At 50.2% G+C, this 26,674-nt stretch carries 25 protein-coding genes; 18 read left to right on the top strand and 7 right to left on the bottom strand.

Going from position 1 to position 26,674, the window contains the following annotated elements:
- Positions 1–15 precede the first annotated feature (15 nt).
- The 9 genes from U2949_RS02375 (at position 16) to U2949_RS02335 (ending at position 10,487) form a co-directional block, all read left to right on the top strand.
- Positions 16–282 carry a hypothetical protein gene (locus U2949_RS02375; protein ID WP_321285956.1) on the top strand — a complete coding sequence of 89 codons (267 nt, stop codon included), beginning with the start codon at positions 16–18 and terminating at the stop codon, positions 280–282.
- A gap of 136 nt (positions 283–418) precedes the next feature.
- On the top strand, positions 419–1,357 hold the full coding sequence (locus U2949_RS02370; protein ID WP_321285955.1) for a TrfA: 939 nt from the start codon (positions 419–421) through the stop codon (positions 1,355–1,357).
- Between the two features lie 650 nt (positions 1,358–2,007).
- On the top strand, positions 2,008–2,478 hold the full coding sequence (locus U2949_RS02365) for a hypothetical protein (protein WP_321285953.1): 471 nt from the start codon (positions 2,008–2,010) through the stop codon (positions 2,476–2,478).
- A gap of 41 nt (positions 2,479–2,519) precedes the next feature.
- On the top strand, positions 2,520–3,263 hold the full coding sequence (gene stbB, locus U2949_RS02360) for a StbB family protein (RefSeq protein WP_321285951.1): 744 nt from the start codon (positions 2,520–2,522) through the stop codon (positions 3,261–3,263).
- Positions 3,256–3,687 (top strand): hypothetical protein, encoded by a 432-nt coding sequence (locus tag U2949_RS02355; protein ID WP_321285948.1) that lies wholly within the window; start codon positions 3,256–3,258, stop codon positions 3,685–3,687. Before stbB ends, U2949_RS02355 begins: the two co-directional genes overlap by 8 nt.
- A gap of 64 nt (positions 3,688–3,751) precedes the next feature.
- Entirely contained in the window at positions 3,752–5,383 is a 1,632-nt protein-coding gene (locus U2949_RS02350; RefSeq protein WP_321285946.1) for a helicase HerA-like domain-containing protein, read from the top strand.
- Positions 5,380–8,304 carry a MobF family relaxase gene (mobF, locus tag U2949_RS02345; RefSeq protein ID WP_321285944.1) on the top strand — a complete coding sequence of 975 codons (2,925 nt, stop codon included), beginning with the start codon at positions 5,380–5,382 and terminating at the stop codon, positions 8,302–8,304. The genes U2949_RS02350 and mobF overlap by 4 nt, the downstream gene beginning before the upstream one ends.
- A gap of 527 nt (positions 8,305–8,831) precedes the next feature.
- Positions 8,832–9,425, top strand: coding sequence for a hypothetical protein (locus U2949_RS02340; RefSeq protein ID WP_321285942.1), 594 nt, complete (start codon positions 8,832–8,834; stop codon positions 9,423–9,425).
- Between the two features lie 210 nt (positions 9,426–9,635).
- The gene (locus U2949_RS02335; RefSeq protein WP_321285940.1) at positions 9,636–10,487 is read left to right on the top strand and encodes a hypothetical protein; all 852 of its coding nucleotides are present in this window, start codon (positions 9,636–9,638) and stop codon (positions 10,485–10,487) included.
- A gap of 139 nt (positions 10,488–10,626) precedes the next feature.
- Here the strand turns inward: U2949_RS02335 and U2949_RS02330 are convergent, their stop codons facing one another.
- Both U2949_RS02330 and U2949_RS02325 read right to left on the bottom strand, forming a co-directional pair.
- The gene (locus U2949_RS02330) at positions 10,627–12,528 is read right to left on the bottom strand and encodes a ParB/RepB/Spo0J family partition protein (protein WP_321285937.1); all 1,902 of its coding nucleotides are present in this window, start codon (positions 12,526–12,528) and stop codon (positions 10,627–10,629) included.
- A gap of 19 nt (positions 12,529–12,547) precedes the next feature.
- The gene (locus U2949_RS02325; protein ID WP_321285935.1) at positions 12,548–12,913 is read right to left on the bottom strand and encodes a hypothetical protein; all 366 of its coding nucleotides are present in this window, start codon (positions 12,911–12,913) and stop codon (positions 12,548–12,550) included.
- Between the two features lie 672 nt (positions 12,914–13,585).
- Here U2949_RS02325 and U2949_RS02320 point away from each other — a divergent pair.
- Complete coding sequence (locus U2949_RS02320) at positions 13,586–13,834, top strand: hypothetical protein (protein WP_321285933.1); 249 nt, start codon at positions 13,586–13,588, stop codon at positions 13,832–13,834.
- Positions 13,835–13,882: 48 nt separating this feature from the next.
- Here U2949_RS02320 and U2949_RS02315 read toward each other — a convergent pair whose 3' ends face one another.
- On the bottom strand, positions 13,883–14,746 hold the full coding sequence (locus tag U2949_RS02315; RefSeq protein ID WP_321285931.1) for an N-6 DNA methylase: 864 nt from the start codon (positions 14,744–14,746) through the stop codon (positions 13,883–13,885).
- 277 nt (positions 14,747–15,023) lie between these two features.
- On the opposite strand from U2949_RS02315, the gene U2949_RS02310 reads away from it, so the two are divergent.
- Positions 15,024–15,974: a chromate resistance protein ChrB domain-containing protein gene (locus U2949_RS02310; protein ID WP_321285929.1), complete on the top strand. Its 951-nt coding sequence runs from the start codon at positions 15,024–15,026 to the stop codon at positions 15,972–15,974.
- An 80-nt stretch (positions 15,975–16,054) separates the two neighbouring features.
- Positions 16,055–17,482 (top strand): chromate efflux transporter, encoded by a 1,428-nt coding sequence (gene chrA, locus U2949_RS02305; protein WP_321285927.1) that lies wholly within the window; start codon positions 16,055–16,057, stop codon positions 17,480–17,482.
- Here chrA and dmeF read toward each other — a convergent pair.
- Positions 17,372–18,442, bottom strand: coding sequence for a CDF family Co(II)/Ni(II) efflux transporter DmeF (gene dmeF, locus U2949_RS02300; RefSeq protein WP_321285925.1), 1,071 nt, complete (start codon positions 18,440–18,442; stop codon positions 17,372–17,374). The two genes, chrA and dmeF, sit on opposite strands and share 111 nt — an antisense overlap.
- Before the next feature lie 36 nt (positions 18,443–18,478).
- On the bottom strand, positions 18,479–18,751 hold the full coding sequence (locus U2949_RS02295) for a metal/formaldehyde-sensitive transcriptional repressor (protein ID WP_321285923.1): 273 nt from the start codon (positions 18,749–18,751) through the stop codon (positions 18,479–18,481).
- Between the two features lie 263 nt (positions 18,752–19,014).
- Between U2949_RS02295 and U2949_RS18715 the strand changes: the two genes are divergently transcribed.
- A complete protein-coding gene (locus U2949_RS18715; protein ID WP_407654150.1) occupies positions 19,015–19,242 on the top strand; it encodes a DUF2798 domain-containing protein in 228 nt (75 codons plus the stop codon).
- A 44-nt stretch (positions 19,243–19,286) separates the two neighbouring features.
- On the opposite strand, the gene U2949_RS02290 is transcribed toward U2949_RS18715, so the two are convergent.
- Positions 19,287–20,399 (bottom strand): glycosyltransferase family 4 protein, encoded by a 1,113-nt coding sequence (locus U2949_RS02290; protein ID WP_321285921.1) that lies wholly within the window; start codon positions 20,397–20,399, stop codon positions 19,287–19,289.
- An 816-nt stretch (positions 20,400–21,215) separates the two neighbouring features.
- On the opposite strand from U2949_RS02290, the gene U2949_RS02285 reads away from it, so the two are divergent.
- The 4 genes from U2949_RS02285 (at position 21,216) to U2949_RS02270 (ending at position 24,729) form a co-directional block, all read left to right on the top strand.
- A complete protein-coding gene (locus U2949_RS02285) occupies positions 21,216–22,538 on the top strand; it encodes an MFS transporter (RefSeq protein WP_321285919.1) in 1,323 nt (440 codons plus the stop codon).
- Positions 22,539–22,602: 64 nt separating this feature from the next.
- On the top strand, positions 22,603–22,842 hold the full coding sequence (locus U2949_RS02280) for a metal-sensing transcriptional repressor (RefSeq protein WP_321285917.1): 240 nt from the start codon (positions 22,603–22,605) through the stop codon (positions 22,840–22,842).
- A gap of 429 nt (positions 22,843–23,271) precedes the next feature.
- Positions 23,272–24,009 carry a HupE/UreJ family protein gene (locus U2949_RS02275; protein WP_321285915.1) on the top strand — a complete coding sequence of 246 codons (738 nt, stop codon included), beginning with the start codon at positions 23,272–23,274 and terminating at the stop codon, positions 24,007–24,009.
- A gap of 12 nt (positions 24,010–24,021) precedes the next feature.
- On the top strand, positions 24,022–24,729 hold the full coding sequence (locus U2949_RS02270) for a transmembrane anchor protein (protein ID WP_321285913.1): 708 nt from the start codon (positions 24,022–24,024) through the stop codon (positions 24,727–24,729).
- Between the two features lie 46 nt (positions 24,730–24,775).
- On the opposite strand, the gene U2949_RS02265 is transcribed toward U2949_RS02270, so the two are convergent.
- Positions 24,776–25,009 carry a transcriptional regulator gene (locus U2949_RS02265; RefSeq protein WP_321285911.1) on the bottom strand — a complete coding sequence of 78 codons (234 nt, stop codon included), beginning with the start codon at positions 25,007–25,009 and terminating at the stop codon, positions 24,776–24,778.
- Between the two features lie 471 nt (positions 25,010–25,480).
- Between U2949_RS02265 and U2949_RS02260 the strand changes: the two genes are divergently transcribed.
- Positions 25,481–26,653: an Arm DNA-binding domain-containing protein gene (locus tag U2949_RS02260; RefSeq protein WP_321285909.1), complete on the top strand. Its 1,173-nt coding sequence runs from the start codon at positions 25,481–25,483 to the stop codon at positions 26,651–26,653.
- Positions 26,654–26,674: the final 21 nt, after the last annotated feature.

Raw genomic sequence — 26,674 nt, 5'->3', positions numbered from 1 at the left:
TTGGAGGAAATCGATATGAATGAACCCTATGAAGGCATTGGCTTCGCCGTCTATTCCTACAAGCTAATGACCGATATTTACAGTGAAGGCCGTGCCCATCAACAGAACCTAGTAGAGATTGCAGCCAAAATTGACGCCAGCTATCCCTGGGATACCCGATACGGATGGCGCTACAAAGAGTGGCTACGCGCCCGTCGGGAATTCTTTAAAGAGCATGGCTTGCCCGATCTGCAACCTCGACGCAGCCTAAAACTGGGTAACGAACTGCCGATGTACAGCTGACCGTCTGAGCTCAGCCCCTCTGCAACGATTTGACCGCTTCACATGCACCGTGTGCATGAAGCGGTCTTTTTATTGAATAGCACAGGGGCGCTAATCCAAGCAAAAGCGTCTCTGCGCTGACGCTATTTGGATTGCCATGTCCTCGAACACTCATCACTCCACACACCGCTTAAACGAGGCACTTAGCCGTTTGGCCAAAACTGCCAGCCACCGAACGGCGGCACAGAAGGAAGAGGAGGAACAAACAGCCCTACTCATAGGAAAACCCGTATTCAAGCGAATGTATCTACCGGGTATTGGAGAACACACACGCGCCATGCCCAACTGCATCGCACGCAGCAGCATCTTTGCACCCATAGCCCGTGGCAACCGTGCCCTACACGACGACTCCACTCTTCTACAAAACGACAGGATACTCATCAAAGGTTCTGGCAAACAGCTTGGAGAGGATCACGCCGATATCTGGATGCACGCCATCTATCTTCAAATGACCTGCCCATCAGAGCATCAACCTGTAATAAACCGGGCTGATTTTTTGCGCGCCCTTGGTCGACCGATCGGGGGAAGCCAGTACGACTGGCTTCATAGCGGGATGAAGGATCTGGCTCGCTTTACGCTATCCATCGAAGCTAGCCGCAGCAACGGCGTTCTCAAATACAGCTTTGGCCACCACCCGGCCAGTCGTGTCCTAGCGATGCTAGGAGGCTTCGATTACGACGATGCACTAAATGAGTACAGGCTGTATGTGGATCCCCGTTGGGCGACTATTTTTGGCAACCGCGAGTTCACATTAATTGATTGGAAAACACGTTTGAACATGCGTCATGAGCTCTCGAAAAGTCTTCAACGGCTGATCGGAACGTCAAAGGATGCGGAGCAACGCTACAGCTTGCAGCTTCTCAAAGAACGTGCCCAATACATGGGCCGGATGCGAGATTTCAAAGCCAGCTTGCAACGAGCCATTAATGAACTCGCTGAGCTCGGATTAATCATCTCCCCGCGCATCGAAATGAGCAGGCGTGGAGTGGAGCAAGCCACTTGGAATCGAGCCAGTGACGAAGCTCTAGTAGCTTAAAAATCTCAGTACGCAATCTCGATTTTATCGGCATAGGATCGCGCTTACAGGCCGCAAAACTGCCCAAAACCACCTGTGGATAACGTGCTTTGACTATCGGCATAGGATCGCTCAACTTCGGCATAGCATCGCGGATTGTCGGCGTAGCGTCGCGCTTTATCGGCATAGCGTCGCACTAAAAACCAGGAAAACCTTTAACCATGCGGCTTTCAGAGGCTCTGTTACACCTCTACCTTCTTTCTACCTATCTTCTACCTATAGGGCTGTGAATAACTCAAACGATCGGTCTGTCGAGTCTTAGGTCTCTAAGACGCTAAAAAACACATAACGCGTCCTCGTTTTTCCTGTTGCTTATCCAACCTCATATCAAGTCAGTCCCCCACGCCTGTCGCGTGGGGGAAAGGTAGCCCCCAGAAGAACATTGGTCCCCACCCTATCGGGCGGGGATGAGTGTTCCCCTTGGCCGCGGAACCCCTGCCGGGTTCCCTGTCCAGTCCTCCCAAAGTCGGCCTGCGGCCTCGACCCTTCCCCGTGGGCTATGCCCCCCACGCCCGTATCCGGGCGCGGCTCCCCCTGCGCGACACTGCCGCGCTTCTGCCTTCAACATGGAAAGTGGCATTTGCTTTCCAGCACAACCAGGAACCCTACTCATGCAACCTGACCAATTCGTCGAGCAATTTCGTCGCGCATTGGCCGATGCTGACCCGCGAGCCACAGTCACTGCACGCATTCGTTTACTACTGCCCATCATTGAACAGCGACTGGCCAACGGTTCGTCATATGCCGCAGTCGTCGAAGATTTGAACGCAGCGGGCATCGAGATCTCACAAACCGTGTTTGCCAATGCGCTGTGGCGGCTTCGTCAACGTAAGAAACCTCGCTCACCCTCAACCGAGATTTCAATCTCGCCCCAGCCTTCTCATAGCGTGGCAGTGCCGCCCATCACGACAAGCACTCCGGCCCAGGCTCAGGCTCAGGCTCACAGCAGCGAAGCAGTACAAGGCCGACCTAATTCCATCGAATCACCTGCCGATCTGCGCAGATTCCGCGACATGGACATTGATCTGGATGCACTGCGCGAAGAAGGCCGCGCTATGCGAGCCGGACCTAAACCCTCTTGACCCTCTTTTGATTCACCCTCACAACCTGAAGGAAAATTCTCATGAAAATCGCCGTTTTGAACTACACCGGCTCAGTTGGTAAAACCGTCGTGGCGTCGCATCTGCTAGCCCCACGCTTGAATCATGCGCAGATTTTCGCTATCGAATCGACGAATGAAACAGCGGGCGATCTGGGGCTGGATGTAGACCAATTGCGCGGGATGCAGTTTGGAAAACTGTTCCGTGATTTGCTCACGCTGGACGACGCCATCGTGGACGTTGGGGCATCGAACATCGAGGAGTTTTTGGCGCATATGTCGCGCTACGACTTGTCTCACGAAGAAATTGACCAGTTCGTTCTACCGGTTGTCCCGACGGGCAAAGCACAGCGAGAAACCATCAAGACCGTTGCCGCCTTAAGCGGTCTAGGCGTACCTGCACATCGAATTCGAGTGCTGTTCAACCGTGTAGAAAGCGACGTAGATGAAGAGTTTCTGGCGCTGCTGACCTACGCCAAGAAGACCGGCGAATTCATCGCCAATCCAAACGCCGTCATTTTCGAGAATGAGGTGTTCGAGCTGCTGGCCGATAAACGCATCACCATCGCATCGATACTGGCCGATCAGAACGACTACCGTCAGCAATTGCGCGAGGCGGACCCAAAAGATCGCAAACGCATCTCACATCTGTCGGACATGCACGCGTTAAAAGCGTTAGCCCGCCCAGTAGATCGTCAGCTTCATCGCGCCTTCCAGGCCTTATTCGAGGAACTGCTACCTGCCACCAACGGAGCTTCACATGAGTGACGAAAAAACAGCACGGACCAAGCTGGATCTGCTGTTTCAGGAGACCTTGGGGGATGTGGCTGGACTGATCGAACGCACAGAGCGCGTCAACGACAAACTGCGCGAAACTGCCACCGCGCTACTGGCCGGTATTGAAGCTTTTTCTGCTGCCAATGCACAGTTACAAGCCTTGCCCGAGGACTTGGCCAACACACTAGGGGCCGTACTCGATCGCGCCAGCATGGATCTGACCGATCAAGTGGTACACAACGTGCAAGGCAGCCTTTCACCTATTCGCGCTGAGTTGAAGCTAATCAGTGCGGACACCTCTCGATATGCAAGATTTGCACACGTCTCGGCACGCAAGATGGCCATCCTGGCACTGATAGTTGGGGCCAGTGCTGGAGCTGGAGCCACCGCACTCTTGTTGCGCTTTCTTGCTTAAAAAAAGTCATTCTGCCTATGCCTTGGGGCTCAGCCCCGGGGCATAACTTTTTCAAGGATTTTTTATGTCACCGATTACGAGACGACGATTATCGGTATTGATGATTGTTGCATTCCCGCTTCTAGCATGGATAACAGCCGCGAGCTTGGCCAGCGGAGTGACGGTCAATCGTTGGGACGCACGCACCACCTGGCATCTACTGACGGCAACAGCCCAGTTCCCCATCCTCTATATCCCACCAGCCCTTGGATTCGCCTTGTCCTTAGTTGGCGTCATCGCGTTAAGCAAAATGTTTAAACGCACGGCCGGCTTTGAAGGCGACCGTTTCACACGACATATCCGTGGAACTAAAGTCGTCCCTATTGCCAAGCTACGTTCGCAATGCACGGACCGAGTACACCGACAGGTGGATGTGGCCTCTGTGCCGATGCCCGTCAAAGTTGAAAACCTTCACACCCTTATCGGCGGGGCGACCGGAAGTGGTAAATCCGTGGTGCTACGCAGAATGGCCAATTCCGTGAGAAAGCGTGGGGACCGAATGTTTGTGATCGACCCCGATGGCGATTTGCTCAGCAAGTTTTGGCAGCCAGGCGACATCATCCTCAATCCGTACGATGCTCGTTCACCAGGCTGGGCGTTCTTCAATGAAATTCGGGCGGAATATGACTGGAAACGCCTATCCCATTCAATGGTACCGATGAGCCAGGACAAGAGTGCAGAAGAATGGAACGATTACGGACGTTTGTTGCTGCGCGAGACAGCCAAGAAACTCTACACCGTCACTCCTGAAAAGGCACACATCGACGAGTTGTTCCGGCTATGTACGATTGAGGACCCTGCCAAGCTCAAGAGCTACTTGGAAGGCACATTAGCTGAATCGCTGTTTGTAGGTTCATCTGAAGCCAGTAAAGCGCTTTCAAGTGCGCGCTTTGTCCTGTCGAACAAGCTATCTGAGCACACCAGCATGAAATCCGGCTCATTCTCGATTCGTGACTGGATTGATGATCCGAACGGTGGGAACTTGTTCATCAACTGGCGCGAAGACATGGTGACCGCAATGAAGCCTTTGGTCTCGTCTTGGGCTGACGTTTTCATTACGGCTGTCCTGTCATTGCCCGAAGATGCAAAACGACGCTGGTGGTTGTTCATCGACGAGCTGGCCAGCTTGGACGCCCTGCCCTCGTTGGAAGATGGGCTGACCAAGGGCCGTAAAAAAGGTCTACGTGGAGTAGCTGGCCTACAAAGCACATCACAACTAGAGTACATCTACGGCGAGAAAAAGGCTCAAACGATTCGCGCCAGTTTTCGTAACTTGCTGGTTCTGGGCGGATCTCGAACTGACCATGAAACTGCTGAGGATCTGAGCAAAAGCCTAGGCGAACATGAGGTGGAGCGCCATAAATACAGCGTCTCTCGCTCCGTCGGTGATCGCAATACCAATGATCAAAATACGCCGGTCACAGAACGCGTGGTAACCGCCGCGCAGATTCAAGCCTTTGATGATTTAACTGGCTATGTCGCCTTCGCCGGTAAGTACCCGATCTCACGGTTCAAGTTGCAGTTTGAACCGTTTACTCAAGTGATTGAGCCGTTCATTGAATCGACTCAACTCAAACGTATTCCCCGATCAACACAAAGCACGGCTGACGTGCAGCGACAGCCTGCCCTAGTCTTGTCAGTAGGAAACACATCATGATTACCAAAGAGGTTTTACACCGCTCTTCGGCCGCCAAGCATTCGCACTACTATGGCGATCAGGCCGATGACTACTACAGCCGTGATGGCCAGGCCGCCATTTGGCAAGGCAAGGGAGCCGAGATGCTTGGCGCATCTGGCGCGGTCGATACCCAGCGCTTTCATGCCATGTTGCGCGGCGAGTTTGGCCATGGCGTGAGTGCTGGCAACAGCATCCGTCACGATTCACAGGCCCGCTCAGGCCTGGATCTGACGATCTCAGCCCCTAAAAGCGTTTCGCTGCAAGCCTTGATCGGTGGTGATGAGCGCATCATCATCGCCCATGACCGCGCTGTGGAGCGTGCATTGGCCTATGCAGAGCAACATTTTGCACAGTCACGCCAAACCATCCGTGGTAAATCGCAGGTGGAAAACACCGGCAATCTGATCATCAGTAAATTTAGACACGAAACAGCCAGAGCCACAGACAACTCCCCGCCGGACCCGCAGCTCCACACCCACGCCGTCATCATGAACCTGACCCAGCGCAAGGACGGCAGTTGGGCCGCGCTGAATAATGATTTACTGGTTCAGTCCCGCCCGCTTCTGGACTCGATCTACATGGCTGAATTGGCAAAAGAGTTAACCGCCATCGGCTACGATCTGCGCTTTGAAAAGAACCACATCGAACTGGCACATATCTCACGTGACCAGATCGAGCACTTTAGTAAACGCAGTACGCAAATGCACCAGCGCCTGGCCGACGTGGGCATGAGCGGTCACACCGCCTCTCACGCGCAACGTCAGATGGCCGTTTTGGCCACACGCAAGGCCAAAACCCAGGAGTTCACCCGCGACCAGCTTCAAGCGGACTGGACAACACAATCCAAGGACATTGGCATCGACTTCCAGAGCAATCTGCACGCCTCTAAAGAGCGCGCCAAGGATCTGGCCAGCCTTACACGCCACTCACCTGAGCCTGAGGCGCGTCAACGCATTGCCGATACCGCGATGATCTGGTCCATCAAGCACCTAGCTGAGCGCGAAACAGTCATGAGCCAATCCGCATTGCTCAGCCATGCGCTTCGCCATGGAGAGGGAGCCGTCAGCGCAGAGCAACTACGCCAGTCTCTAAGCCGCCTGGTTGCGCGAAACGAGCTGGTAGCCAGGGCTTTTCATTACCGTAGCAGCTCGAAACACGACGCCAAACCGCGCACTCGTCAGTCCTGGGCGCAAGAGCTCGTTCAACTGCGCGGTATCTCCATAAACAAGGCCCTGCAGCAAATCGATCAGGCCATTGATGTCGGTCGGTTGACACCCACCGAACCACTCTTTGCAACCCAGACGGCGTTACACAGTGAACGCGATATCGTATCCATGATGCACGCGGGACGCGACAAGGTAGCGCCGGTGCTAGCGCGTGATCAATTGCAGGCGGAGTTGACCGACACCACCCTCACACCAGGCCAGCGCAGTGCCATCGAACTGATGCTATCAGGCCAAGATCAGATGGTGGGCGTACAAGGATTGGCCGGAACAGGGAAATCATTTGCACTACAGGAAACCAAAGCATTGTTAGAAGCGCGTGGATATCGCATGATCGCCCTGGCCCCTTACGGTTCACAGGTCGCCAATCTGCGCCAGGACGGCATTGAAGCGAACACGGTCGCCTCTATGACAACGGCCACCGAGACCGAGCGCCTGGACAGCAAGCTGGGCGAGAAAACGGTCGTCGTCATTGACGAAGCCGGAGTCATCCCGGTGCGCGAGATGCAAAAGCTGCTACACCGATTGCAGCCCAGCGGTGCTCGCATCGTGTTGCTCGGAGACACTGGCCAGACCAAGGCAGTCGAGGCCGGACGGGCATTTGCACTGCTGCAAGAACAAGGTATGAAAACCGCCCTCATGGGCGATATTCAGCGCCAGAAAAGCCACACACTTAAGCAAGCGGTCGAACTGGCCGCCGTTGGCAAAGCCAGCGCATCGCTCAAAGTTCTGGAAGATTATGTCGTCCAGATTGATGATCGCATTACAAAACGGGATGACGGCACCCGAATACGCGATAGCTGTCCACGTTACGAAGCGATCGCGCGCGAGTATGTCAACCTGTCTGATACCGCACAAGCCAACACGCTCATTGTCACTGGGACCAACCACTCTCGCCAGGCCTTGAATCAACGCGTACATGAACTCAGAGGTCTGAGCGGAAAAGGTCGGCAATACCGCCTGCTCACGCGACACGACACCACCCGAGCCGAGCGTCGCTGCGCCAAATATTACACAGTCGGCGATATCGTCCAGCCCGAGCGGGATTACAAGAACGGGATGAAACGTGGCCAACTGTATGAGGTGGTCGAATGCAATCGCTCCACCGATAGGCTGGTCGTTTTACCCCTGCGTCCTGACCCCGGGCAGGGAGCTCAACCTATTGAAGTGATCCCGAAAACCATGAGTACGCTATCAGTCTATCACCAGCACACCGCCGAAGTGTCCGTAGGTGACATGGTTCGGGTCACTCGCAACAATGCTGAGCTCGACCTGGCAAATGGCGAACGCTATGAAGTGCTCGGTATTGCTCAGGACTCGGTGACCATTGCGGCCAATGGCCGAGCCGTCTCCTTATCCGCTGACCAGCCCCTGCACCTGGATCATGCCTACGCGACGACGGCCCACAGCGCCCAGGGCTTAACCTGCGATCGCGTGCTCTACAACGCGGAAAGTTTTTCGCGCACCACGGCCCAAGACACCTACTACGTGAGTATTTCGCGTGAACGGCATGAGGTCACCGTCTTCACGGATAACGCCACGCTGCTACCAAAAGCAGTCGATAGAAAGGCCTACAAAGGGCTGGCTCACGACTTGCTGCCGCCCCGTAGCAAGGTCAAGCCGCATGAATTGGCCTACACCAAGCCCGAGAAACAGCATGACGAACTGGAAATTTGATCATTTGATGATTTATTGCTGAATAACAGCTAATGAATGGCGCAGGAATTGCTAAACGACTGCTTAAGATTTGCTCATCAATTGATTAACACATGCTTTGTTATTGCTTAATGATTGATGACTTTCATCTGGAATAGCCATGTCTACATTCCAAAACACCACATTCGTACCCCATAAAAACGGCGCATTTACTAGCTTGCAAATGATTTTGTTGCGCTATGTGTTCCACACTTCCTAAAGCAACCAATCTTTTGAAAGCTCGCATTCATGCGGCTTTCAGCACCCCCGCAGGGGTGCGTCTTGTGTGAGACCTTAAGGGCCACAAAGAGCGCCAGCTCATTGGGGGACTTTTGGTCTCTTGCCTGGTCCTCAGACCAGGCAGCGTCACCATGATGGGGCCCCGGCAAAGCCGGGGAATCGTACTCACCAATTGAGCCGATGCCTGCTGTTGACAAGGCAATCGGCTCTTAACGTCTACCTCGCATGCACCGCCAAGCAGCACTGCTGCCATACAACCGGAGATCGTCATGGATAGAACAAACCAGGCCACCCGTCATCAACTTAACAAGAAGCAAGTTGATGAGCGGCAAAAACGTGATGAGATGTCATACTCAGCCGAGTCCCAAAAGCCGAAGAAGAACGGGACAACACTACTGCGGGAAACAATGACAAAACTGGAGCTTAAACGCCCAACTAGCCATGAAGAGATTGCTAGAAAAATTTTGCAAGCACAGACTACCCTAGAAGGGCTACGCAACCGCGACCGCCCAACCGTTAATCAACATGTAATTACACAGCAGCATGCTCCTGATGCAAGATCTTTACAGCTGAGAAAATTTTTTCAAATTTCCATCGAAGCAGGACGGAAAGGTTTGGATATGCCATCAGCTGTCCGTAACAACTCGGAGTTGCTCGGCAACTACATCAAAGGATTAGAGAGCTATAAAACGGGCCTACGTATCACCAAGGATTTAGAGGGACAAGAGGTACCACAAGCTACCTTCGAGCGAATAAGTCATCTACTAGGCACAGAAAAATCTATATACATGAAACTGGAAAAACCGAGCCTAGAGCCACGAAAACTGGAAATTAAGCCAGAAGGACCAGAATTAGAGATATAAGTTCTGACAACATAAAAAAATTTGGATTATTTTTCACTCCCCTAACTAAAACATCCCCAATGAAACTTTAATTTCCACAGAGATTTAATGACACACTCGAGGTATTCCTCCAATACAAACCTTACCTTTTATTAATAACTCATAAAAACGAAAGAAAGGAAGCACTAAGGTAAAATTCAAAATTGCTATGTACTCTAAGGCATCGTTACCATGATTGAACAACTAATTATAGTTAAACGAATTTTCTCGATTGCAGATCAATACTCCCAGAAAATGGAACCCTTGTCAGCCGGTTTGGCTATTTCGTTATTCCAAGATGCTGTGGAGCAGTTGTCCTGGTGCGTGGCCAAACACCTTGATCTTACTGTCAAAGACAACGAAGGGTTCACATCTTTACTTGATAAAATTGAAAACCACTCCGAGGGTAAAATCCCATATAAGGCAAAAATATTAGAGCTAAATAAGGCAAGGGTCTCGTTTAAGCACTATGGCAACCTTCCTGCACGCTCAGAATCTGAGAAATTTCGAGCCTACACATACGATTTCCTTGTGTTGAGTAGCCAACGATATCTGGATATCGATTTTGAGAACATTTCTCTAGCATCCCTTATCAGCGATAACAGGATCCGAAAACATGTTGAAGCAGCTCAAACTGCATTGCTTAACGATAGTGTCAAAGACGCTGTTGAGGAGGCCACGCTTGGCCGCTTCTTTCTCTTCAAAGAATTGGAAAGACACTTTCCAAAGATAGATGGAAATTTAAGTAAAGCAGATAAAATTCTTGAAAGAATCCCCGGATTACAAGGGCAAGAAATTCAAATATTTAGCTATCTCGAGAGTTACTTAGATTCTGTCGCAAAATTCAATGCCAATGCGTTGGCGGGAGGAAATATTAGTGAGCATCTATATTTCGAGCGCATACTTCCGCATGTAACCCAATTTCAGGCAGGAAATACCAAAGTAAACTGGTCGAACAGGAGCAATCCCACTAAGGAATTCGCAGAGAAAGTGATAAAATACGTAATAGAAACAGCTATAAGAGTCGAAAACACGGGACAATAGATCATAACAATTCAGTATAAAGTTAGCGTGCTCTAAGCTAAATTATTAACGAAGTGATCATCACGACGACTCCAGTCCCAAAGCAGACAACTTAACCTGCTCTTTGCTGCCCCTCTTGGGGCAGCAAAGTAGTCCCCAGCTAATCTGCTATTTGCATAACCTTCGGTAGCCACCCCTTCCCTGCAAGAGCCTGCTCTGCTGCTTGACTCGCCTCATCCTTTTTCATTCGCACCAGCAGTGCAGCCTGCTCAGGCGCAGCCTCTGCAGAAACAACCTCCACCAGCCGATCTTTCGAAACATGGCTCAAGTAGGTCTCACTTGTAGCACTCCACCAATCCGACATGGAGACATTGAGCAAGCCTGCCAAGCGATCTAGGGCAGTAGCACGGTTTGACTCCTGACACTGAACACCCTGCACCGTGGTTGCGACCAAATAAGCCAATAGTTCTAGCAAAGTATCTGTATCCTGGGCCAAGGCCCAGCTCAAGGCAGCACCTTCCGCTGCCCCGCCCGCGCCTGGAACTACATCGCCCCAATGCTGTGCGATACGTGCCAGCTCCTGACCTGCTCGGCTATTTGGAAGATCTGGCGCATGGGTTTCCAATGCCTCGCAACTCGTTGAAATACCCAGCCCAAAGCTCTCATGACGACAATAGCTATCACCAAAATGGCGTTGGGCCATCTGGGCGACCAGCACAGCCAATGCCACGTTCGGACTGTTGGCGAGCACCGCTTGCACGATAGCTGTTTTATTAGCAGTCAGCTGACGCACTAAGCGCTCGGAGTGCATCGGTCGGGTTTTTACGGCAGGCAAGGAAACATGGCCAGAGTCCTGTTTGGAGCCCGGATACTGCTCTTGCAACTCTTGTGCCTGCACTCGATCTTCGGGACGAATCAGGCCGGCGACAACACCAAGCTCTCCTCGGAAATCCACGCTGACCATGCACCCAGCAATTTTCTTTTGAGCAGATGTGAACTCGTGGCCCAGGTCTTCAAATCCCGCAATTTGCCTGTATAAATCGTCCCGTTGTTCATCCAGCTTCTGCCATTCAGCCTCGTCGCCACCCTCTTCCTCCAGGTCACTCATCGTCTCCGACAACTGCTCAACCTGGGCATTTAATGAGTCATAAGCTGCCTGAATCTCGTGGGTCAATTCGACTGGCTGCGCATTAACGCGACCGAATCGGCTCTTGACCGATTCAGTCTCAAGCGTAATTTCCACCCAAGACCAGCCCTCTTGTTTAAGCAAATCAGCGTTTTCCTGCAATTTGGCCATCGCCAGCTGCTCAACCAGCCCTCTATCAGTAAGATAGATACCGTCCAGATCGTCTTCATCGGCGAACAAGTCTTTCGTCACCCCGCCACCAGCAGTCTCATACGCTACCAGGCCAATAAAGCGGACAAGCCGGTGACTGGCAGTCAGAGCTTCATCTATCAAGTACCGGCGAATCACTCGCGGATTCTTCCGATCCCACATATCGAGACTGGCATAGACCTGCTCTTGCCGTTTTTGATCATCGGTAACTGCGTATGCCATCAGCGCATCCAGGGACAAATCGTTTGCACGGTAAGCCTGCATAAGTGAGGGCGAGACTCGCCCTAACTGCAAGCGGCGACGTACAACTGTTGCTGTGACCCCGAAAGCAGCAGCCACATCTTCAATGGTTTTTCCTTGATCAATCAACGCCGCAAAAGACTCAAACTCGTCCGCTGGGTGCATCTGCTCACGTTGCACATTTTCCGTGATCGATATCAGCAACGCATTTTCATCAGAATAAAGATTGCAGTCGACCAGTTGCCCCTCTGACCAACGACCATCCTCCATCAAAAGTTGGATTGCTTTTGTGCGGCGCCCACCAGCAATAACCTCATGGAAGCCACGCTTTTTACTCTTGACCACGGCCAGGGCATGGAGCAAGCCTACTTCTGCAATCGAATCGGCTAATTGTGACAGCGGCGTCTGACTTGCCATTTTTCGGGCTTGATACTGCCCTGAGACAAGCAGTTTGCGAGGATCCAGTTGAATAGCCTTATGTTTCATAGCATGTACTCCCGCCAATTTAATGAATGGTCGAATTACCAGCAACAGGTAACGTGTCCGATAGCAAAGCGGATAAGCGCCCCAGTTGAGCAATGGTCAAGGCTGGTAAACGAAATGGTGTCGCAGTCTCATGCGCCTCTCGTAATTCAAAAGCTAATTTGATAAGATCAATTTGCATCGCTTTAACTCCTTCTAGGTTGTGTGATGCTTGCCCCTGCCCTGGTTGCCGCCAGGCAGGGGCTTTTTCATGCCATGTGTATATAAAAAAAACCAACAAATACAGCGCAGCTAGGCAAGGAGGAGGATTGGCCCCAGTCAGCACTGTTTCGAGGGCCAAAACGGGGATCCAACGGGTCATGACCAGAGCTGAACAGAACAGTCCCATCTGGCTTCACCACATAGTGGGTTTCAGTAATTTCGTCACCGTTCCTCTCAGTGACAATGAATCCCTTAAGCCGTATTTTCTTTGCGTCCATAAATCACCCCTCTATTTATTCCAAGGATTTACCGCTGACCGGGATCGAAGATTCCGAGCCCGATTTGTAGATATGTGTTGCGTTCTACATTTCGGCTTGCGGTGTGTGCCGCCGGTCTCGTTAGTTCGTCGCCCTTGCCGTGCCGAACCATGGAAGGACAAACGGAAAGGGACCGTGGAATAAATAGGGAGCGAAGCGAGCGGTTTATGCCGCGAAAGCCCTTGGAGTGCGGGCCTGGAGTGGTACGGTCGGCGTTGTTGGGGCGACGGACTGACGAGATCGGATCCGCGATAGCCCAGCTATAAGAGAACGCAACACAGCCGCGCGGCGAGCGCCTTATGCGCTAGAGCGCACTAACTTCTTTGCTAACCCTTAAACACTAGACTCAAGAAGGCCGTTGTACCCCAATGGGCCGACGTATCAGTTCTTATCTTTAGTAACGCCTTAAACAGAATCCAGAAATGAATGGAAACACTATATATAGTTAAAAATTTTAAATAAAATCTATATATAGTATATTTAGCAGATGAAACGACAGATCCTTAGTCGTTCTACCCCCCACTAAGAACCAGGAACTTGCTATGTCTGTTAACAAGAAACAAACCTCATCCGGCGTGGCGTCACTAGCTGGAAAAACCCTTGGCAGCTCATCTGCCAGTGACGTTCAAAAATCAATGGCGGGCTCGGTACTCCGCCAATCGGGTACAGCCGCTCAAACAGGTAAAAGGATTGAAACCAAAGCCTCTAGCGTCATGAGCAACCCTCGCTCAGCGGCCACCACCAAAACACTAGCCGCCTCAGCCGTTTCCCAAGCAAATAAAAAGCGTTAACAACGTCACACTCAAATAAGAACAGGCCCTAAAAAGGGCCTGTTTTTTTTAGAATAAGCTGATTTGTCCAGCCCTCCCGGTCAACTCAATCGTTTGAGCCGAGTTCTCTTCGTCGGCCCCAGTAGGCAGCTCATGAACAGGAACCTCCCCTTTGTCTGAGCTCTCTGTCTTGCTAGATGATTTGTATTCTTGAGCCAACTTCAATGGCCAGCCACCTAGGATATGAGCAGGTGTATACCACTTTCCCCTAATCCTGCCTGCTAATGCATCTCCATGAATGACGACTGCAGGTACGTGCAGCAGAGCCAACTGCAAGTAAGTCATATGTACGCATCGCAAATCGATATCTATCGCCGTGACATGAAGGACTTCTTGATAGTTGTACCCTTCATCCATCAAGGTATGCGCCAACGCAATAGCCATTCCACCGGCTCCACATGCGGGCTCCTGGATAGATAAGAACCCTTTGTCACCTAACCGATCACTAATTGCCATCGGGCTCCCCAGAATCATCTCTGACATTAGTCGAGATACTTCATAAGGCGTGAAAAACTGACCAGATCTGCTCTCCCCCATATTCATGCCCATGAATATCGTTCCCAACACGTCCCCAAGCTCGCCAGCTACGACGCATTGCTCCAAACACTCAACCAAGAGTCCGAATGCTTTAGCAAAACCATGCACCTCCTCTTTTGCATACTGGGCAATGACTTCCAAATATCGACGCTCTCGCTGCTCATACTGGTTTTTATCCACGGCATTTGCCAAGGCAACCGCACTAATTTCCACCCAGTCAGCCCAGACTCTTGTTAACCCCTTTGACTGAGCAATCGTTGTCAATAGTTGAATAATCTCTCGTTGAGGTTCACTTGCTGAGCCAATAAATCGCTGCTGTTGTGACTTTGTCGACATCTTGTATCTCCGATTATGAGGGCGAAACTGCCCGGAACCAGAGGACACGTCGCAGCGCAGCGCTCAAGTGTCAAAGACGGCCAAGTGGCCGCCAGCACCGAAGGTGCGCCGCACTTGAACGCGAGAACGATGTGACACACTGACCGGGTATACAGATTCGACCCCCACGCCACGGCTCTCTTAGATCTCACCAAGGATGCCTTTCACGTCGCAAAATCATTAATGTAGAGATCTCTACACTATTGCAATGCACGCTACATGAAATTAGCCTACTCTCATGACTCCCACATCGCACTCTTGGCAACTTCTAATTATTAGTCTTCCATCGGCACGCGCTACAACACGCATGCGGATATGGCGCAGCGTAAAACTCCTGGGCTGCGTTGCCCTACGAGATGGGGTCTATTTACTACCTGCTCAAGTCAAGCAGGTCCACCAGCTTCAAGCATTGGCTGATGAGACACTGCAAGCAGGTGGGGATGCCCTACTCCTGAATGTCCAGGCCAAGGACCTAGCTGAAAATCAGCTATTTAAAAACAAGTTCGATCGTTCCCCTGAATATGCACTGTGGTTAACAGACCTGGGGATAGCTCGAAAGTCATTACCCACTCTCAGCATGAGTCAGCTCCAGAAAATGCAGCGCAAGTTATCCCGTAGCTATGACGCTATCCACCAAACGGATTTTTTCCCTGGCGCTGCTTCGATTCAAGCCGAAACGCAATGGCGTGACTTTGTGAACATGATCTCCGTTCTGCAATCCCCTGGGGAGCCACAATCCAAGACCGGAAACGTCATCCCTCGAGACCCGATTCAATATCAAGGCAGGACTTGGGCCACACGCTGCCACCTTTGGGTTGATCGAGTCGCCAGCGCTTGGCTAATAAAACGCTTTATTGATCCTCACGCCACTTTCATCTGGCTAGATAACCTTGCCGATTGCCCTAGCGAGGCGCTGGGTTTTGATTTTGATGGAGCCACCTTCTCACACGTTGGAGAACTGGTCAGTTTTGAGGTTTTACTGGGAAGTTTTGGATTAAATCACGACCGTGCTTTGGTGCGCCTGGGAGCCATGGTCCACGCCTTAGACATAGGGGGAGCCCAAGTACCTGAAGCATCAGGTTTTGAAGCGATGCTCTCAGGAGCCAAGAAGCGTCAACTAGATGATGATCAACTCCTCGCTGAAATGTCGATCGTTCTGGACTCCTTACACGCCCACTTTAGCAACTAGTTTTACTCCCATCCTCAGTCAACACCCAGCTACACGGGCTCTCAACCACCACAGCAGCCCCATTAACGGCGTTAACCAAAATGAAAGCTCACATTTCCTCTCCATCCGCCCAAGCTGCAGAAGTTCAGGAGCCCATCCCTGATCATGAACGACATGGCGTTTCGTTCAAAGAGGCTCTCTGGGTGTGGGTTCGTGTCGCTGCACTCAGCTTTGGCGGACCTGCAGGCCAAATTGCTGTGATGCATCGAATCCTCGTTGAGGAAAAGAACTGGATAAGCGAAACGCGTTTTCTACACGCCCTGAACTACTGCACTCTTGTGCCAGGGCCTGAAGCGCACAAACTCGCCGTATACATAGGCTGGTTGCTCCATCGCACGCGGGGGGGGCTTTGGGCCGGCCTGCTCTTTATTTTTCCTGGTCTTATCGCGCTAGGGGTCCTCAGTTGGATCTATGCAAGCTATGGTGAGGTTGGATACGTTCAGGCCTTATTCTTCGGTTTAAAGGCAGCAGTACTAGCCGTTGTACTAGAAGCGGTAATGCGCGTTGGCCGTCGAGCGTTGAAAACTAGGCTCATGGTAGCAATGGCGGTTATATCTTTTATTGCCATCTTTTTCTTCGCAGTCCCTTTCCCCGCCATCATTGTCGCGGCCTGTCTGATAGGGCTGATCAATGAGGCATCAGGTAGATATTCACCCCGCCCTCAGACCAAAGAAGTGGCAAAAGTACCTGAAGAGATCCCAGTAGCCGCCATTGATGTCGCCTTTGCACAGGAACTACCAGAGCACGTACGTCCATCCCATATTCGGGCCTTGAAGGTGGCTGTACTTGGAGCTGGTCTTTGGCTCGGTCCGCTCTTTATTTTTCTGGCCACCATAGGTCCGGACAGCGTCTTTACGCATATCGCCACTTTCTTCAGCAAAATGGCCGTACTGACATTCGGAGGAGCTTATGCCATTTTGTCGTATGTTGCGCAACAGGCTGTCGACCATTACCACTGGCTTGCACCGGGAGAAATGCTGGTGGGTCTTGGGATGGCTGAGACGACACCCGGGCCGCTGATCAGCGTGGTGCAATTTGTTGGTTTTATGGCCGCCTACCGGCAGCCAGGCACCCTGGACCCCGTAATAGCTGGAACCCTGGGGGGCATCCTGGCCAAGTGGGTCACCTTCGCCCCTTCATTTCTCTTTATATTCATCGGTGCCCCATACATCGAGGCCTTACGCAACAACCGCGCCCTAAATGTCGTCCTGTCCATGATTATGGCAGCGGTAGTTGGCGTAATTCTGAACCTGGCGGTCTGGTTTACCATCCACACCTTTTTTACAGAAGTGACTGTAAAACATACCTTTGGGATGACACTGCAAATCCCTGTTCTCTCTAGCTTAGATAAATGGTCATTAGTGCTCTCTCTTGCTGCCGTAGTGGCCATGTTCCGTTTCAAACTGGGCATGTTTACTACGCTCGCTGGGTGCTGCATCGCAGGCATCTTGATTCACCTTTTCAGCTAACGAACTTTGGTTACTACGCTCACTGGCCCGATGGACTTCAACAGTAATGTGAGAAAGCTCATGAACATCAACCAGCCGTTGTTTATAGCTCTCTGGGGTCATCGGCTCCGGTGACACCAGCGATACTATCGCTGCAAAATGCCCAGGGCCTAACTGCCAGACATGTAAATCAACAATCTCGCAGCCCATTGGCTCCAACGCCTCACGGATCTCGCTCTCAACAGTCTGCCCCTCATCCACCGCATCCAGCAAGACACTCCCCGCGGTTCTGATCAGCCCCCAGGACCATCGCGCAATAACTAACGCGCCTACTATTCCCATGAGAGGGTCAGCCCAAAGCCAACCATAACTACGACCTAATAACAGGGCTGCAATCGCCAAAACCGACGTCAAGGCATCTGCCAACACATGAATATAAGCCGCACGTAGATTGTTGTCGCCGGCCATCGCATGTAGCTCTGGCTTCTCGTGATGGTGGTGGTGATCATGACCATGATGGGAATGACTGTCTTTTAACAACCAAGCACAAACCAGATTAACGAGCAGACCAACGACGGCAACAACGATTGCCTGGTTGAAGTCAATTTCAATCGGTTGAGTCAATCGCCAAAAACTCTCCCAGCCAATAAGCAACGCTATCAGTGCCAATATCACCGCACTGGCAAAGCCAGCAAGGTCACCAAGCTTCCCTGTTCCAAATGTAAAACGAGGGTTAGAAGCATTGTGGCGAGCAAACCGGTACGCCCACGCCGTAATCAGCATCGCACCGGCATGAGTAGACATATGCCAACCATCGGCCACCAAGGCCATCGAGCCATAAATTGTCCCTCCAATGATCTCAACCAGCATCATGGAGGCTGTCAAAATGATGACCAACCAGACCTTCCGTTCATTCTCCCGATGTTCCGCACCAAGAAAAAAATGACTGTGCTTATAAGCACCTAGCGAACTCTGACTCATCTGCCACCTCTACAACCATAGATACACGCAAGACAACTACTTTAAGTAAGCTCGAATCACCTCGATCATTTCCTCTCCTCCCTGCTGCCTCTCCTCATCAGTCGGTGCCAACAAGACGTGCTCTCTGAGATGGTCTTCAATAACTTCTGCCATCAGCCCCCCAACAGCGCCGCGAACTGAAGCAATCTGACGCAAGACCTCAATGCATGCTGCGTCGGAATCCAATGCTCGCTCAATACCCTCAAGTTGCCCCTTGAGGCGTCGGACGCGCGCAATCAACTTACTTTTCTCACGAGACAAATGGGACATATGGCACTCCTAATATAGTATAGGGGACTATATTATCACTAAATTTAGAACTCCTGGACTGCGCTTCCATCATGGATGGAGCTACGAGCTCCTCACCAGGCTCAAGCAGATCGAGCACATTACCCGACGCTAAGGCCACCTACCTATTCAGTGATTACTGATACACTCTCACATCCCCCCAGGGGGGATGTGAGAATACAAAGACAGATACTTACTACCTCACCCCAAAATCACCTACAAGATGCATCATGGGCTCCCTCTAAATGGCTATTCCAAAAAAATATTCCAATACCATATTTTCAATATCCATGTCTTTTACAATGTCATTTTTCATGACTTTTTCCATAACACTAATAAACACCGGGATTCAAAATGGATTCATCCTTAGATGGGCTACAGCCTGGTTCGTAGCCTGGCCAATCGCTTTAATTTGTAATTTATTATTTTCAAAAATCATCAGAACCCAGATTTCAAAAATAATTGAAACATAAAAACAACGCTAGTCATATACATTGACTAGCGATTCATTAAAAAATCACCCCTTTAAAACCCGTTTATAAAAACCCTCAGTTTCAAGTACAAAATTTTCCATACCAAACCCCTTTACTGCCTTTTCCCTTGCTTTTCCACCCATCTCATTCACATCAACTTCATTATTAGCAATGGATAGCAAGATTTTACTTATAGCCTCTACATCTCCAACCGGTACTATCCAGCCATTTTCATTTTCATTCACATTATCAGGAAGCCCTGCATAGTTAGTCACAATGACAGGTTTTCCACAAGACATCATTTCCCTGCACGCAAACGAGATAGTTTCAACCTCATAAGACAAGACAAACCCAATGTCAATTGAGCGAACAAAATCCCGCACATCACTCAGCATCCCAGCATAAGTAAATTGGGATTCCAATCCCAAGACTTTAATCTCTTCCATCTCTTCCAAGCCTATCTCGCCGCCTGCTACTGCGACGTGAAATCTTGCTCGTTCCTCAACCCCCAACGCGGCAAGGGCCCTCAGCATATTGATCCAGCCTTTATACCTACTCGTTCCTGCATTGCTACCTATCACTATTTTCCCGACCAGCCCCTGCTTTTCCCTCCACCCCTCAACAGACCATTTTTCTCCACTAGGGCTAAAAAAATCTGTGTCTACTCCATTTTCAATTTTCAAAATCTTCAAACTTTTATAGACACTTTCTCGCACCATCCTCTCTGAGGATGAGCACACGGCTATCACCCCATCCATACCTATAATTCTTTTAATTAGCCCAGAAATATATCTTATTGGCTTGCTATTATGTTTCGTCAATACCACTTTTGGCTTGTTTTTTAAAAACATAATTGCTATCGCTACAATTCTATGATCCGATGACCCATTAACATGAACAATATCAATTCCATTCTTAACTACCAATTTTCTAATTTTAATTAAGCTGGGGATCATCTTATAAACCCTAGCACTGTAATCAACATTAAAAATATTGACCCCATCAACAGATTCCACAGCTCTATTTAACGCACTCCCTCCCGGGGACGCTACGAAAAACCCACATCTATCAGACAATCCCTCAACCAACAACCTGACATACGTAACATGTCCATTTATATTTTCACTTTTATGAAAATTAGTGTACAAAACTTTCATTCAACAGCCTCACCGCCAATAAAGAACAAAACTCTTTACTGGCATTAATTCTTAAAATCGATTTATTTATCGAAAATAAAAGGCTGGCGTATCAAAGACTGCTCAAAACCACAAAAAAGAAAAACCATCATCAATCCAGGCACAGACGGCCATACCCCGGTTTCAACACAGGGACTTAATCTAGAAATTTTGAATTGAGATGTGGTTACGAGACAGGGACCACACCAGCAGCCTCACCAGTTACTAAGCTGTGAGACTGCGAGGGGGCCGCAAACGCGGTGTGTGAGAGGTTGTTCGTGGAAAGACTGAAATGGGACACGAACGAGAAAAAGACAGTAGAGCCAAACAAAACGGCGATGCAGCAGGAAGTGCTCCCGCCGAGAGATCATGAATCTCATGCAGGAGCCTGTGCTGAGAGTCGCTCATGTACCCACCTGCGCCAACTCCGTTGCCTCCATCCACCGAAAAATGCGTGTAGGAGGACCTGGTATTCCGAGAGTGCTCTTGATCATGAGCCATCCAAGCGTTACCCCACGCACTGGCCACCGAGCTCATAAGCACAGCAAGCAGCAACCAGAAGGCAATGACTTTCTTTAGAGATATGCGCATGAGACCAGGAAACGCAACCAGGTAGATCTATTCCCAAGTATCCTATCCCACTCCATAGGATAAACCCAAGAAAAAAAATGCAACATAAAATAGCTTGTTATAAGCACTAGCGATGGAATAATACTAATGCTACGATGCAAGCCCTATCCCCCCCCATAGGATAGAAATTCACCATACACCCTAGTTGCATGACGCCGAGGCATACCAATGCTAGAAGTGCTTAAAAACCGGACCTATAGGCATCTCTTCCTGGCACAAGTCGTAGCGCTGCTCGGAACGGGAATGGCCACAGTGGCCTTAGGGCTGCTAGCCTTTGATCTAGCCGGAGCCAGTGCAGGGGAGGTGCTGGGCATTGCTTTGTCATTAAAGATGGTGGCCTACATCTTTATTGCCCCTATGGCTGCAGCTCTAGCAGAGCGTGCTCCTCGACGCCATCTACTGGTGGCGTTAGATCTCGTACGAGCTGGCGTCGCTGTATTGCTTCCATTCGTCAACGCCAGTTGGCAAATCTACACACTCATCTTCGTTCTTCAAGCAGCCTCAGCTGCTTTTACACCCATCTTTCAGGCGACCATACCGGACGTTCTCCCAAAAGAAGAGGATTACACACGGGCACTATCGCTGTCTCGCCTAGCGTATGATCTGGAAAGTGTTATCAGCCCAGTATTGGCCGCTGTGCTACTGAGCTACATCACTTTTCATGGCTTGTTCTGGGGAACCTCTCTTGGGTTCATTGCTTCTGCTGCTTTGGTAGTCTCTGTCGTCTTGCCGATATACCAATCGCAACCGACGCAAACCTTCTACCAGCGAACAACGAAAGGGTTGCGAATCTACCTCAAAACTCCCAGGCTTCGTGGCTTGCTGGCACTGAATTTAGCCGTCGCTGCAGCGAGCGCCATGGTGATCATCAATACCGTCGTCATTGTCCAGGCAAACTTTGGACTCACCCAAAATGACACGGCCCTTGCCCTGGCATCATTTGGGCTAGGCTCGATGATTGTCGCCTTGGCGCTACCCAGACTGCTCGATAAAACATCAGATCGATCAGTTATGCTGACAGGCGCCATTCTTTTGGCAAGTGGACTAGCAGCAGGAATATTTATCCATAGCTACTCACAGCTGTTAATCCTGTGGTTCATTCTCGGTTTAGGCTACTCGCTCGCGCAAACTCCTTCAGGTCGACTGCTCCGACGTTCAGCTCACGCCAACGACCGGCCTGCATTGTTTGCAGCCCAGTTTTCCTTATCCCATTCCTGTTGGCTGATTAGCTACCCCTTGGCGGGATGGCTCAGCGCGAATGCAGGTACTAGCTATGCATTCGCCACGCTAGCAATCTTGGCATCCACAGCAATCGTATTTAGCTTTCTGGTCTGGCCCAAGCAAGACAACGAAAAGCTGTCCCATACTCATCAGGATTTACCGGCTGACCACCCCCACTGGAGCGAACACTCTGCGTCTGAGGGGGCTCATAGCCACGCTATAATCATTGATGAACTCCACGACCACTGGCCTGATAGATCAGCACGCTAGTAAAAGCCGTTTACCTAAGCCAATGACCACCAAGCCCAATCCCCACCACCATCATGACGCTGTCATGAAACGCCTCAAACGAGCGGAAGGCCACTTGCGCAGCATCCTGCAGATGATGGAGGATCAAAGGTCGTGCCTGGATATTGCTCAACAGCTCTACGCAGTAGAGAAAGCGATATCTCAAGCCAAGAAAGTCCTCATTCAGGACCATATTGACCATTGCCTGGAGGATGCCTTGGACAACTCCTCCAGTGAGCGCAAGCACACTATTAACGAGTTCAAAGAAATTACAAAGTATCTGTAGACCCGCCTCTCCAAGACGCACCCATGTTATCCAGGCATCAGGCTCGACTCATAAAGAAAATCATTGCATTTATTGCAATGCTGGCCGTCCTGTTGCCTGCGACACCCAAACCCCAACCCACTGCCCTGCCCCATCTTTCTACAATAGGACTGATCAGCTCTCATCATGAGGGCACCATGTCTCTTGCAGCAGGCGAAAACACAGACCTCAGCAAGCAAAGCGCATTAAGCCATCATCATGCGGATCACTCTCATGATATTCAGGTCCTTCTGCCTTCACTTCCTTCATTAGCGCTGGGACCTGACATCAGCTGGCTGGCACACTACTTCGCCAGCCCATTAATAGGCACCCCCTATCCTCCTGAAAAACCGCCTAGATTTATATAGATTATTTATTTAAAAAAATATTAATCTTTATTGAAATCTAATCATGACCGATATCATTTCACGATACCGGCGCGCTTCCGTGCGTCCGATCAGAAAAAAATTATCCGCAATTTTCCTGCTTCTACTCCTCACGCTTCTGCTTCAAATCGAACCTGCTCTTGGGCATGCAGTTGCTGAAGGAGACAAGGGTTACATCCAGGAAATCACCGGCGTAAATTTCATTTCCTTCATGTATCTCGGTGCCAAGCACATGGTCACTGGGTACGACCATATCCTATTCCTGCTTGGCGTCATCTTCTTCTTATATCGACTCAAGCACATTGGTCTTTACGTCAGCCTTTTTGCAATTGGTCATTCAACGACCATGCTGGCTGGGGTCTATTTCAATGTAGGCATCAACAGCTACATCATCGACGCCATCATTGGATTTTCTGTCGTATATAAAGCATTAGATAACATAGGTGCTTTTCAGCGATGGTTTGGGTTCCAGCCCAATACCAAAATAGCAACACTTATCTTTGGGTTTTTCCACGGATTTGGCCTATCCACAAAAATTATTGAATACAACATCTCTCCCGATGGCCTGGTTCCAAACCTCCTGGCATTCAATATTGGAGTCGAGCTTGGCCAGCTCTTAGCATTGGGTGCCATCTTGATTGCCATGAGCTATTGGCGAAGATCTCCAAGCTTTGTAAAGCATGCCTACACTGCAAATATTGCGATGATGTCCGCCGGATTCATCCTTATTGGCTACCAGCTCACTGGACTATCTGTTTCCTAGGAAGAACCAAACATGTACAACGTTGCCCCACCCGAAACACACGAACTCCCGACAACTGCGCAGTTGAGAAAATCAACTCTGCTTGCCCTTGGATCCGCACTCGTAATCCTAATTACCATAGTGCTGCCTGCCGAGTACGCAATAGATCCAACCAGAATTGGCCGTGTTCTAGGCCTGACTGAGATGGGAGAGATCAAAACACAGTTGGCACAAGAAGCTGCTGCAGACTCTCTTCAGCAATCAGGAGCTGGGTCTGTCGCCACAGAGCAAACCATCCTTGATCGTCTAGAGCGAATCGAATCCCTCCTGAGCGCTACCTCGCCACAAAGCAACCTTACGGCAGCCAAGCCCCAGAGCCCCATACAACCAGCCACTCCTTCTCCCAAACCAGCAAACACGGATACTGCTCGTGTAGACAAGGTCAGCTTTCAGCTGGCCCCTGGCCAAGGAATAGAAATCAAGCTCGTGATGAACGAAGGAGCATCTACCAAATACTCCTGGGTATCTGAAGGCGGGCCCGCAAACTTTGATACTCATGGCGATGCCCAAGGGAAATCTGTTAGCTACGAAAAAGGAAGAGGCGTCGAGAAAGACGAAGGTACTCTTACCGCCGCTTTCAAGGGAAACCATGGTTGGTTTTGGAGAAATAGAAATAGCACCCCAATTACTATCACATTGACAACAAATGGGGAATACTCTGAAATAAAACGAGTAAGTTAAAAAATACGCCCGCTAATTACAAAATTAGCGGGCGTATTAATTACTGCTATTTATCGTTAAGTTCAGGCCAAATCTTCATCCAGTCTATTGGCCTCAATTGTTTACGAGTAACCAGACCTTTGGTCAGCACCTCAATTTCCACACATCGAATAATAGGAACCTCCTGCTGCCCAGAGGCCCAGCGGTGTACGACTTGGGGAGCCACATCCAAATGACGGGCAAGAGCCGAAATCCCCCCGGCATAATCACATGCAGTGCGAACAGGTTCAAAATTAGACATAAATCATCTTCTTATTAAAAATAAAACAATCTTGAAAGATTTCACTTTATAGGTGATACTAACAACGCCCATTTCAAGGGGCCGCTCCTTAACAAACCGAACCGATAAACACCGCGCCCTACCTAAATGGTAAGCGACTGCGCGGCTGCCCGACACGACACGGAGGCAGAAGATAATTCCGTGAAAAACCAGCGCCCCTCGGGCTTTCAGAGTAAGCAATAAGAGAGGTCAGCGTTGACGACCCAGACATTCTGGGCGCCACACTGTCGTGAGACAGCCTTACGAGGATGGCGGGTAATCCTCGACATAAACTGGTTCGATTCTCATGGGCACGCTTTCAGATCACTCCCAAGCGTGCCCACAATCATCTTTGCTTGTGTTAGGCCGAAGCCGTCTAACACGGCCTTAGCTTCACATGGAGTTCTGATATTGCTACTACCCATTTAGGGTAGTGATGGATCTCAGCACCTTATGAGTAAAACTAGTCGCGGTGTAACACCCGCCTCAAAAACCAGCATTCAAATTTCTTTTCAGTATGAAGGAGTACGTCATCGGGAAATAATCTCGCTAACGCCAACTCCAAAAAACCTTGAGATTGCTCAACAGAAACGGGCTGTGATTCTTAAAGCCATTCAAAATGGCACTTTCGACTACACACACCATTTCCCTAACAGCCCAAAAGTAAAAAAAACACTGACCTCAAGTGGTCAAACAGAGAAAATATCTCATTACTTTACCCATTGGCTTCGCTCGCAAAAATCGGTTTTAAAAGCATCCAGTTATGAAGGGTATCGAAAAATTGTCGATAATCTAATCGTCCCTCAATTTGGTGACCTTCTACTTCCTCAATGGAAGCGCAGGGCAATCAAAGAATGGCTAGAGTCAATACCATGTGGGAACAAGCGTTTGGTCAACATCCAAAGCGTGATACGAAAAGCGCTGTCTGATGCTGTCGATGATGAACTCCTCGATAGCAATTGCATGGCCAACTACTGCTATCAACGCAAGGCCAAAGTGAAAGACAGCGATGACATCGACCCTTTCACACCCGCTGAACAGGCATCGATCCTGGCCATTGCCGATCCTCAGTTGCGCCACCAGATACAATTTTCATTTTGGACTGGCGTACGTACTAGTGAACTGGTCGCCTTGAATTGGGCTGATATCGACTTTGATCTCAACCTGATCAACATCCGTCGCGCAATAACCCAAGCATCCAGAGGTGTTGCTGAGACAACCAAGACCCTGGCTGGACGCAGGCAAATCAAAATTCTGGCTCCCGCAATGGAAGTTCTACTTTTGCAGCAGCAATATACGGCTAGCAAAGGCGAGGCAGTTTTCCTGAATCCTCGTACAGATCAACGGTGGGCAGGCGACAAGCCGATTAGAGACATCTGGACTCAGCTACTCAAGGCAGCTTGCGTTCGCTACAGGTGGCCCTACCAAACCAGGCACACCTATGCATCGATGATGCTCAGCGCCGGCGAAAACCCCATGTGGGTCGCAAAACAAATGGGTCACAGAGACTGGACGATGATTGCCAAGGTCTACGGAAAGTGGATGCCAGATGCCAACACTCAAGCTGGAGAAAAGGCAGAAGCTGCTTTTGGCAATAAAACAGCCCGAAAACGACTCATTCTCTAACACGCAGCACATAAAAAAATC

The sequence above is a fragment of the Alcaligenes phenolicus genome, from assembly GCF_032063905.1.
GTDB lineage: Bacteria > Pseudomonadota > Gammaproteobacteria > Burkholderiales > Burkholderiaceae_B > Alcaligenes > Alcaligenes phenolicus.
Note: the sequence above shows the minus strand (reverse complement) of the source record. Positions and strands in the feature narration are given on the sequence as shown.

Coding starts and splice junctions, on each gene's coding strand:
- U2949_RS02375 (WP_321285956.1), top strand. CDS start 16: ATGAATGAACCCTATGAAGGCATTGGCTTCGCCGTCTATTCCTACAAG.
- U2949_RS02370 (WP_321285955.1), top strand. CDS start 419: ATGTCCTCGAACACTCATCACTCCACACACCGCTTAAACGAGGCACTT.
- U2949_RS02365 (WP_321285953.1), top strand. CDS start 2,008: ATGCAACCTGACCAATTCGTCGAGCAATTTCGTCGCGCATTGGCCGAT.
- stbB (WP_321285951.1), top strand. CDS start 2,520: ATGAAAATCGCCGTTTTGAACTACACCGGCTCAGTTGGTAAAACCGTC.
- U2949_RS02355 (WP_321285948.1), top strand. CDS start 3,256: ATGAGTGACGAAAAAACAGCACGGACCAAGCTGGATCTGCTGTTTCAG.
- U2949_RS02350 (WP_321285946.1), top strand. CDS start 3,752: ATGTCACCGATTACGAGACGACGATTATCGGTATTGATGATTGTTGCA.
- mobF (WP_321285944.1), top strand. CDS start 5,380: ATGATTACCAAAGAGGTTTTACACCGCTCTTCGGCCGCCAAGCATTCG.
- U2949_RS02340 (WP_321285942.1), top strand. CDS start 8,832: ATGGATAGAACAAACCAGGCCACCCGTCATCAACTTAACAAGAAGCAA.
- U2949_RS02335 (WP_321285940.1), top strand. CDS start 9,636: ATGATTGAACAACTAATTATAGTTAAACGAATTTTCTCGATTGCAGAT.
- U2949_RS02330 (WP_321285937.1), bottom strand. CDS start 12,528: ATGAAACATAAGGCTATTCAACTGGATCCTCGCAAACTGCTTGTCTCA.
- U2949_RS02325 (WP_321285935.1), bottom strand. CDS start 12,913: ATGGGACTGTTCTGTTCAGCTCTGGTCATGACCCGTTGGATCCCCGTT.
- U2949_RS02320 (WP_321285933.1), top strand. CDS start 13,586: ATGTCTGTTAACAAGAAACAAACCTCATCCGGCGTGGCGTCACTAGCT.
- U2949_RS02315 (WP_321285931.1), bottom strand. CDS start 14,746: ATGTCGACAAAGTCACAACAGCAGCGATTTATTGGCTCAGCAAGTGAA.
- U2949_RS02310 (WP_321285929.1), top strand. CDS start 15,024: ATGACTCCCACATCGCACTCTTGGCAACTTCTAATTATTAGTCTTCCA.
- chrA (WP_321285927.1), top strand. CDS start 16,055: ATGAAAGCTCACATTTCCTCTCCATCCGCCCAAGCTGCAGAAGTTCAG.
- dmeF (WP_321285925.1), bottom strand. CDS start 18,442: ATGAGTCAGAGTTCGCTAGGTGCTTATAAGCACAGTCATTTTTTTCTT.
- U2949_RS02295 (WP_321285923.1), bottom strand. CDS start 18,751: ATGTCCCATTTGTCTCGTGAGAAAAGTAAGTTGATTGCGCGCGTCCGA.
- U2949_RS18715 (WP_407654150.1), top strand. CDS start 19,015: ATGGCTATTCCAAAAAAATATTCCAATACCATATTTTCAATATCCATG.
- U2949_RS02290 (WP_321285921.1), bottom strand. CDS start 20,399: ATGAAAGTTTTGTACACTAATTTTCATAAAAGTGAAAATATAAATGGA.
- U2949_RS02285 (WP_321285919.1), top strand. CDS start 21,216: ATGCTAGAAGTGCTTAAAAACCGGACCTATAGGCATCTCTTCCTGGCA.
- U2949_RS02280 (WP_321285917.1), top strand. CDS start 22,603: ATGAAACGCCTCAAACGAGCGGAAGGCCACTTGCGCAGCATCCTGCAG.
- U2949_RS02275 (WP_321285915.1), top strand. CDS start 23,272: ATGACCGATATCATTTCACGATACCGGCGCGCTTCCGTGCGTCCGATC.
- U2949_RS02270 (WP_321285913.1), top strand. CDS start 24,022: ATGTACAACGTTGCCCCACCCGAAACACACGAACTCCCGACAACTGCG.
- U2949_RS02265 (WP_321285911.1), bottom strand. CDS start 25,009: ATGTCTAATTTTGAACCTGTTCGCACTGCATGTGATTATGCCGGGGGG.
- U2949_RS02260 (WP_321285909.1), top strand. CDS start 25,481: ATGAGTAAAACTAGTCGCGGTGTAACACCCGCCTCAAAAACCAGCATT.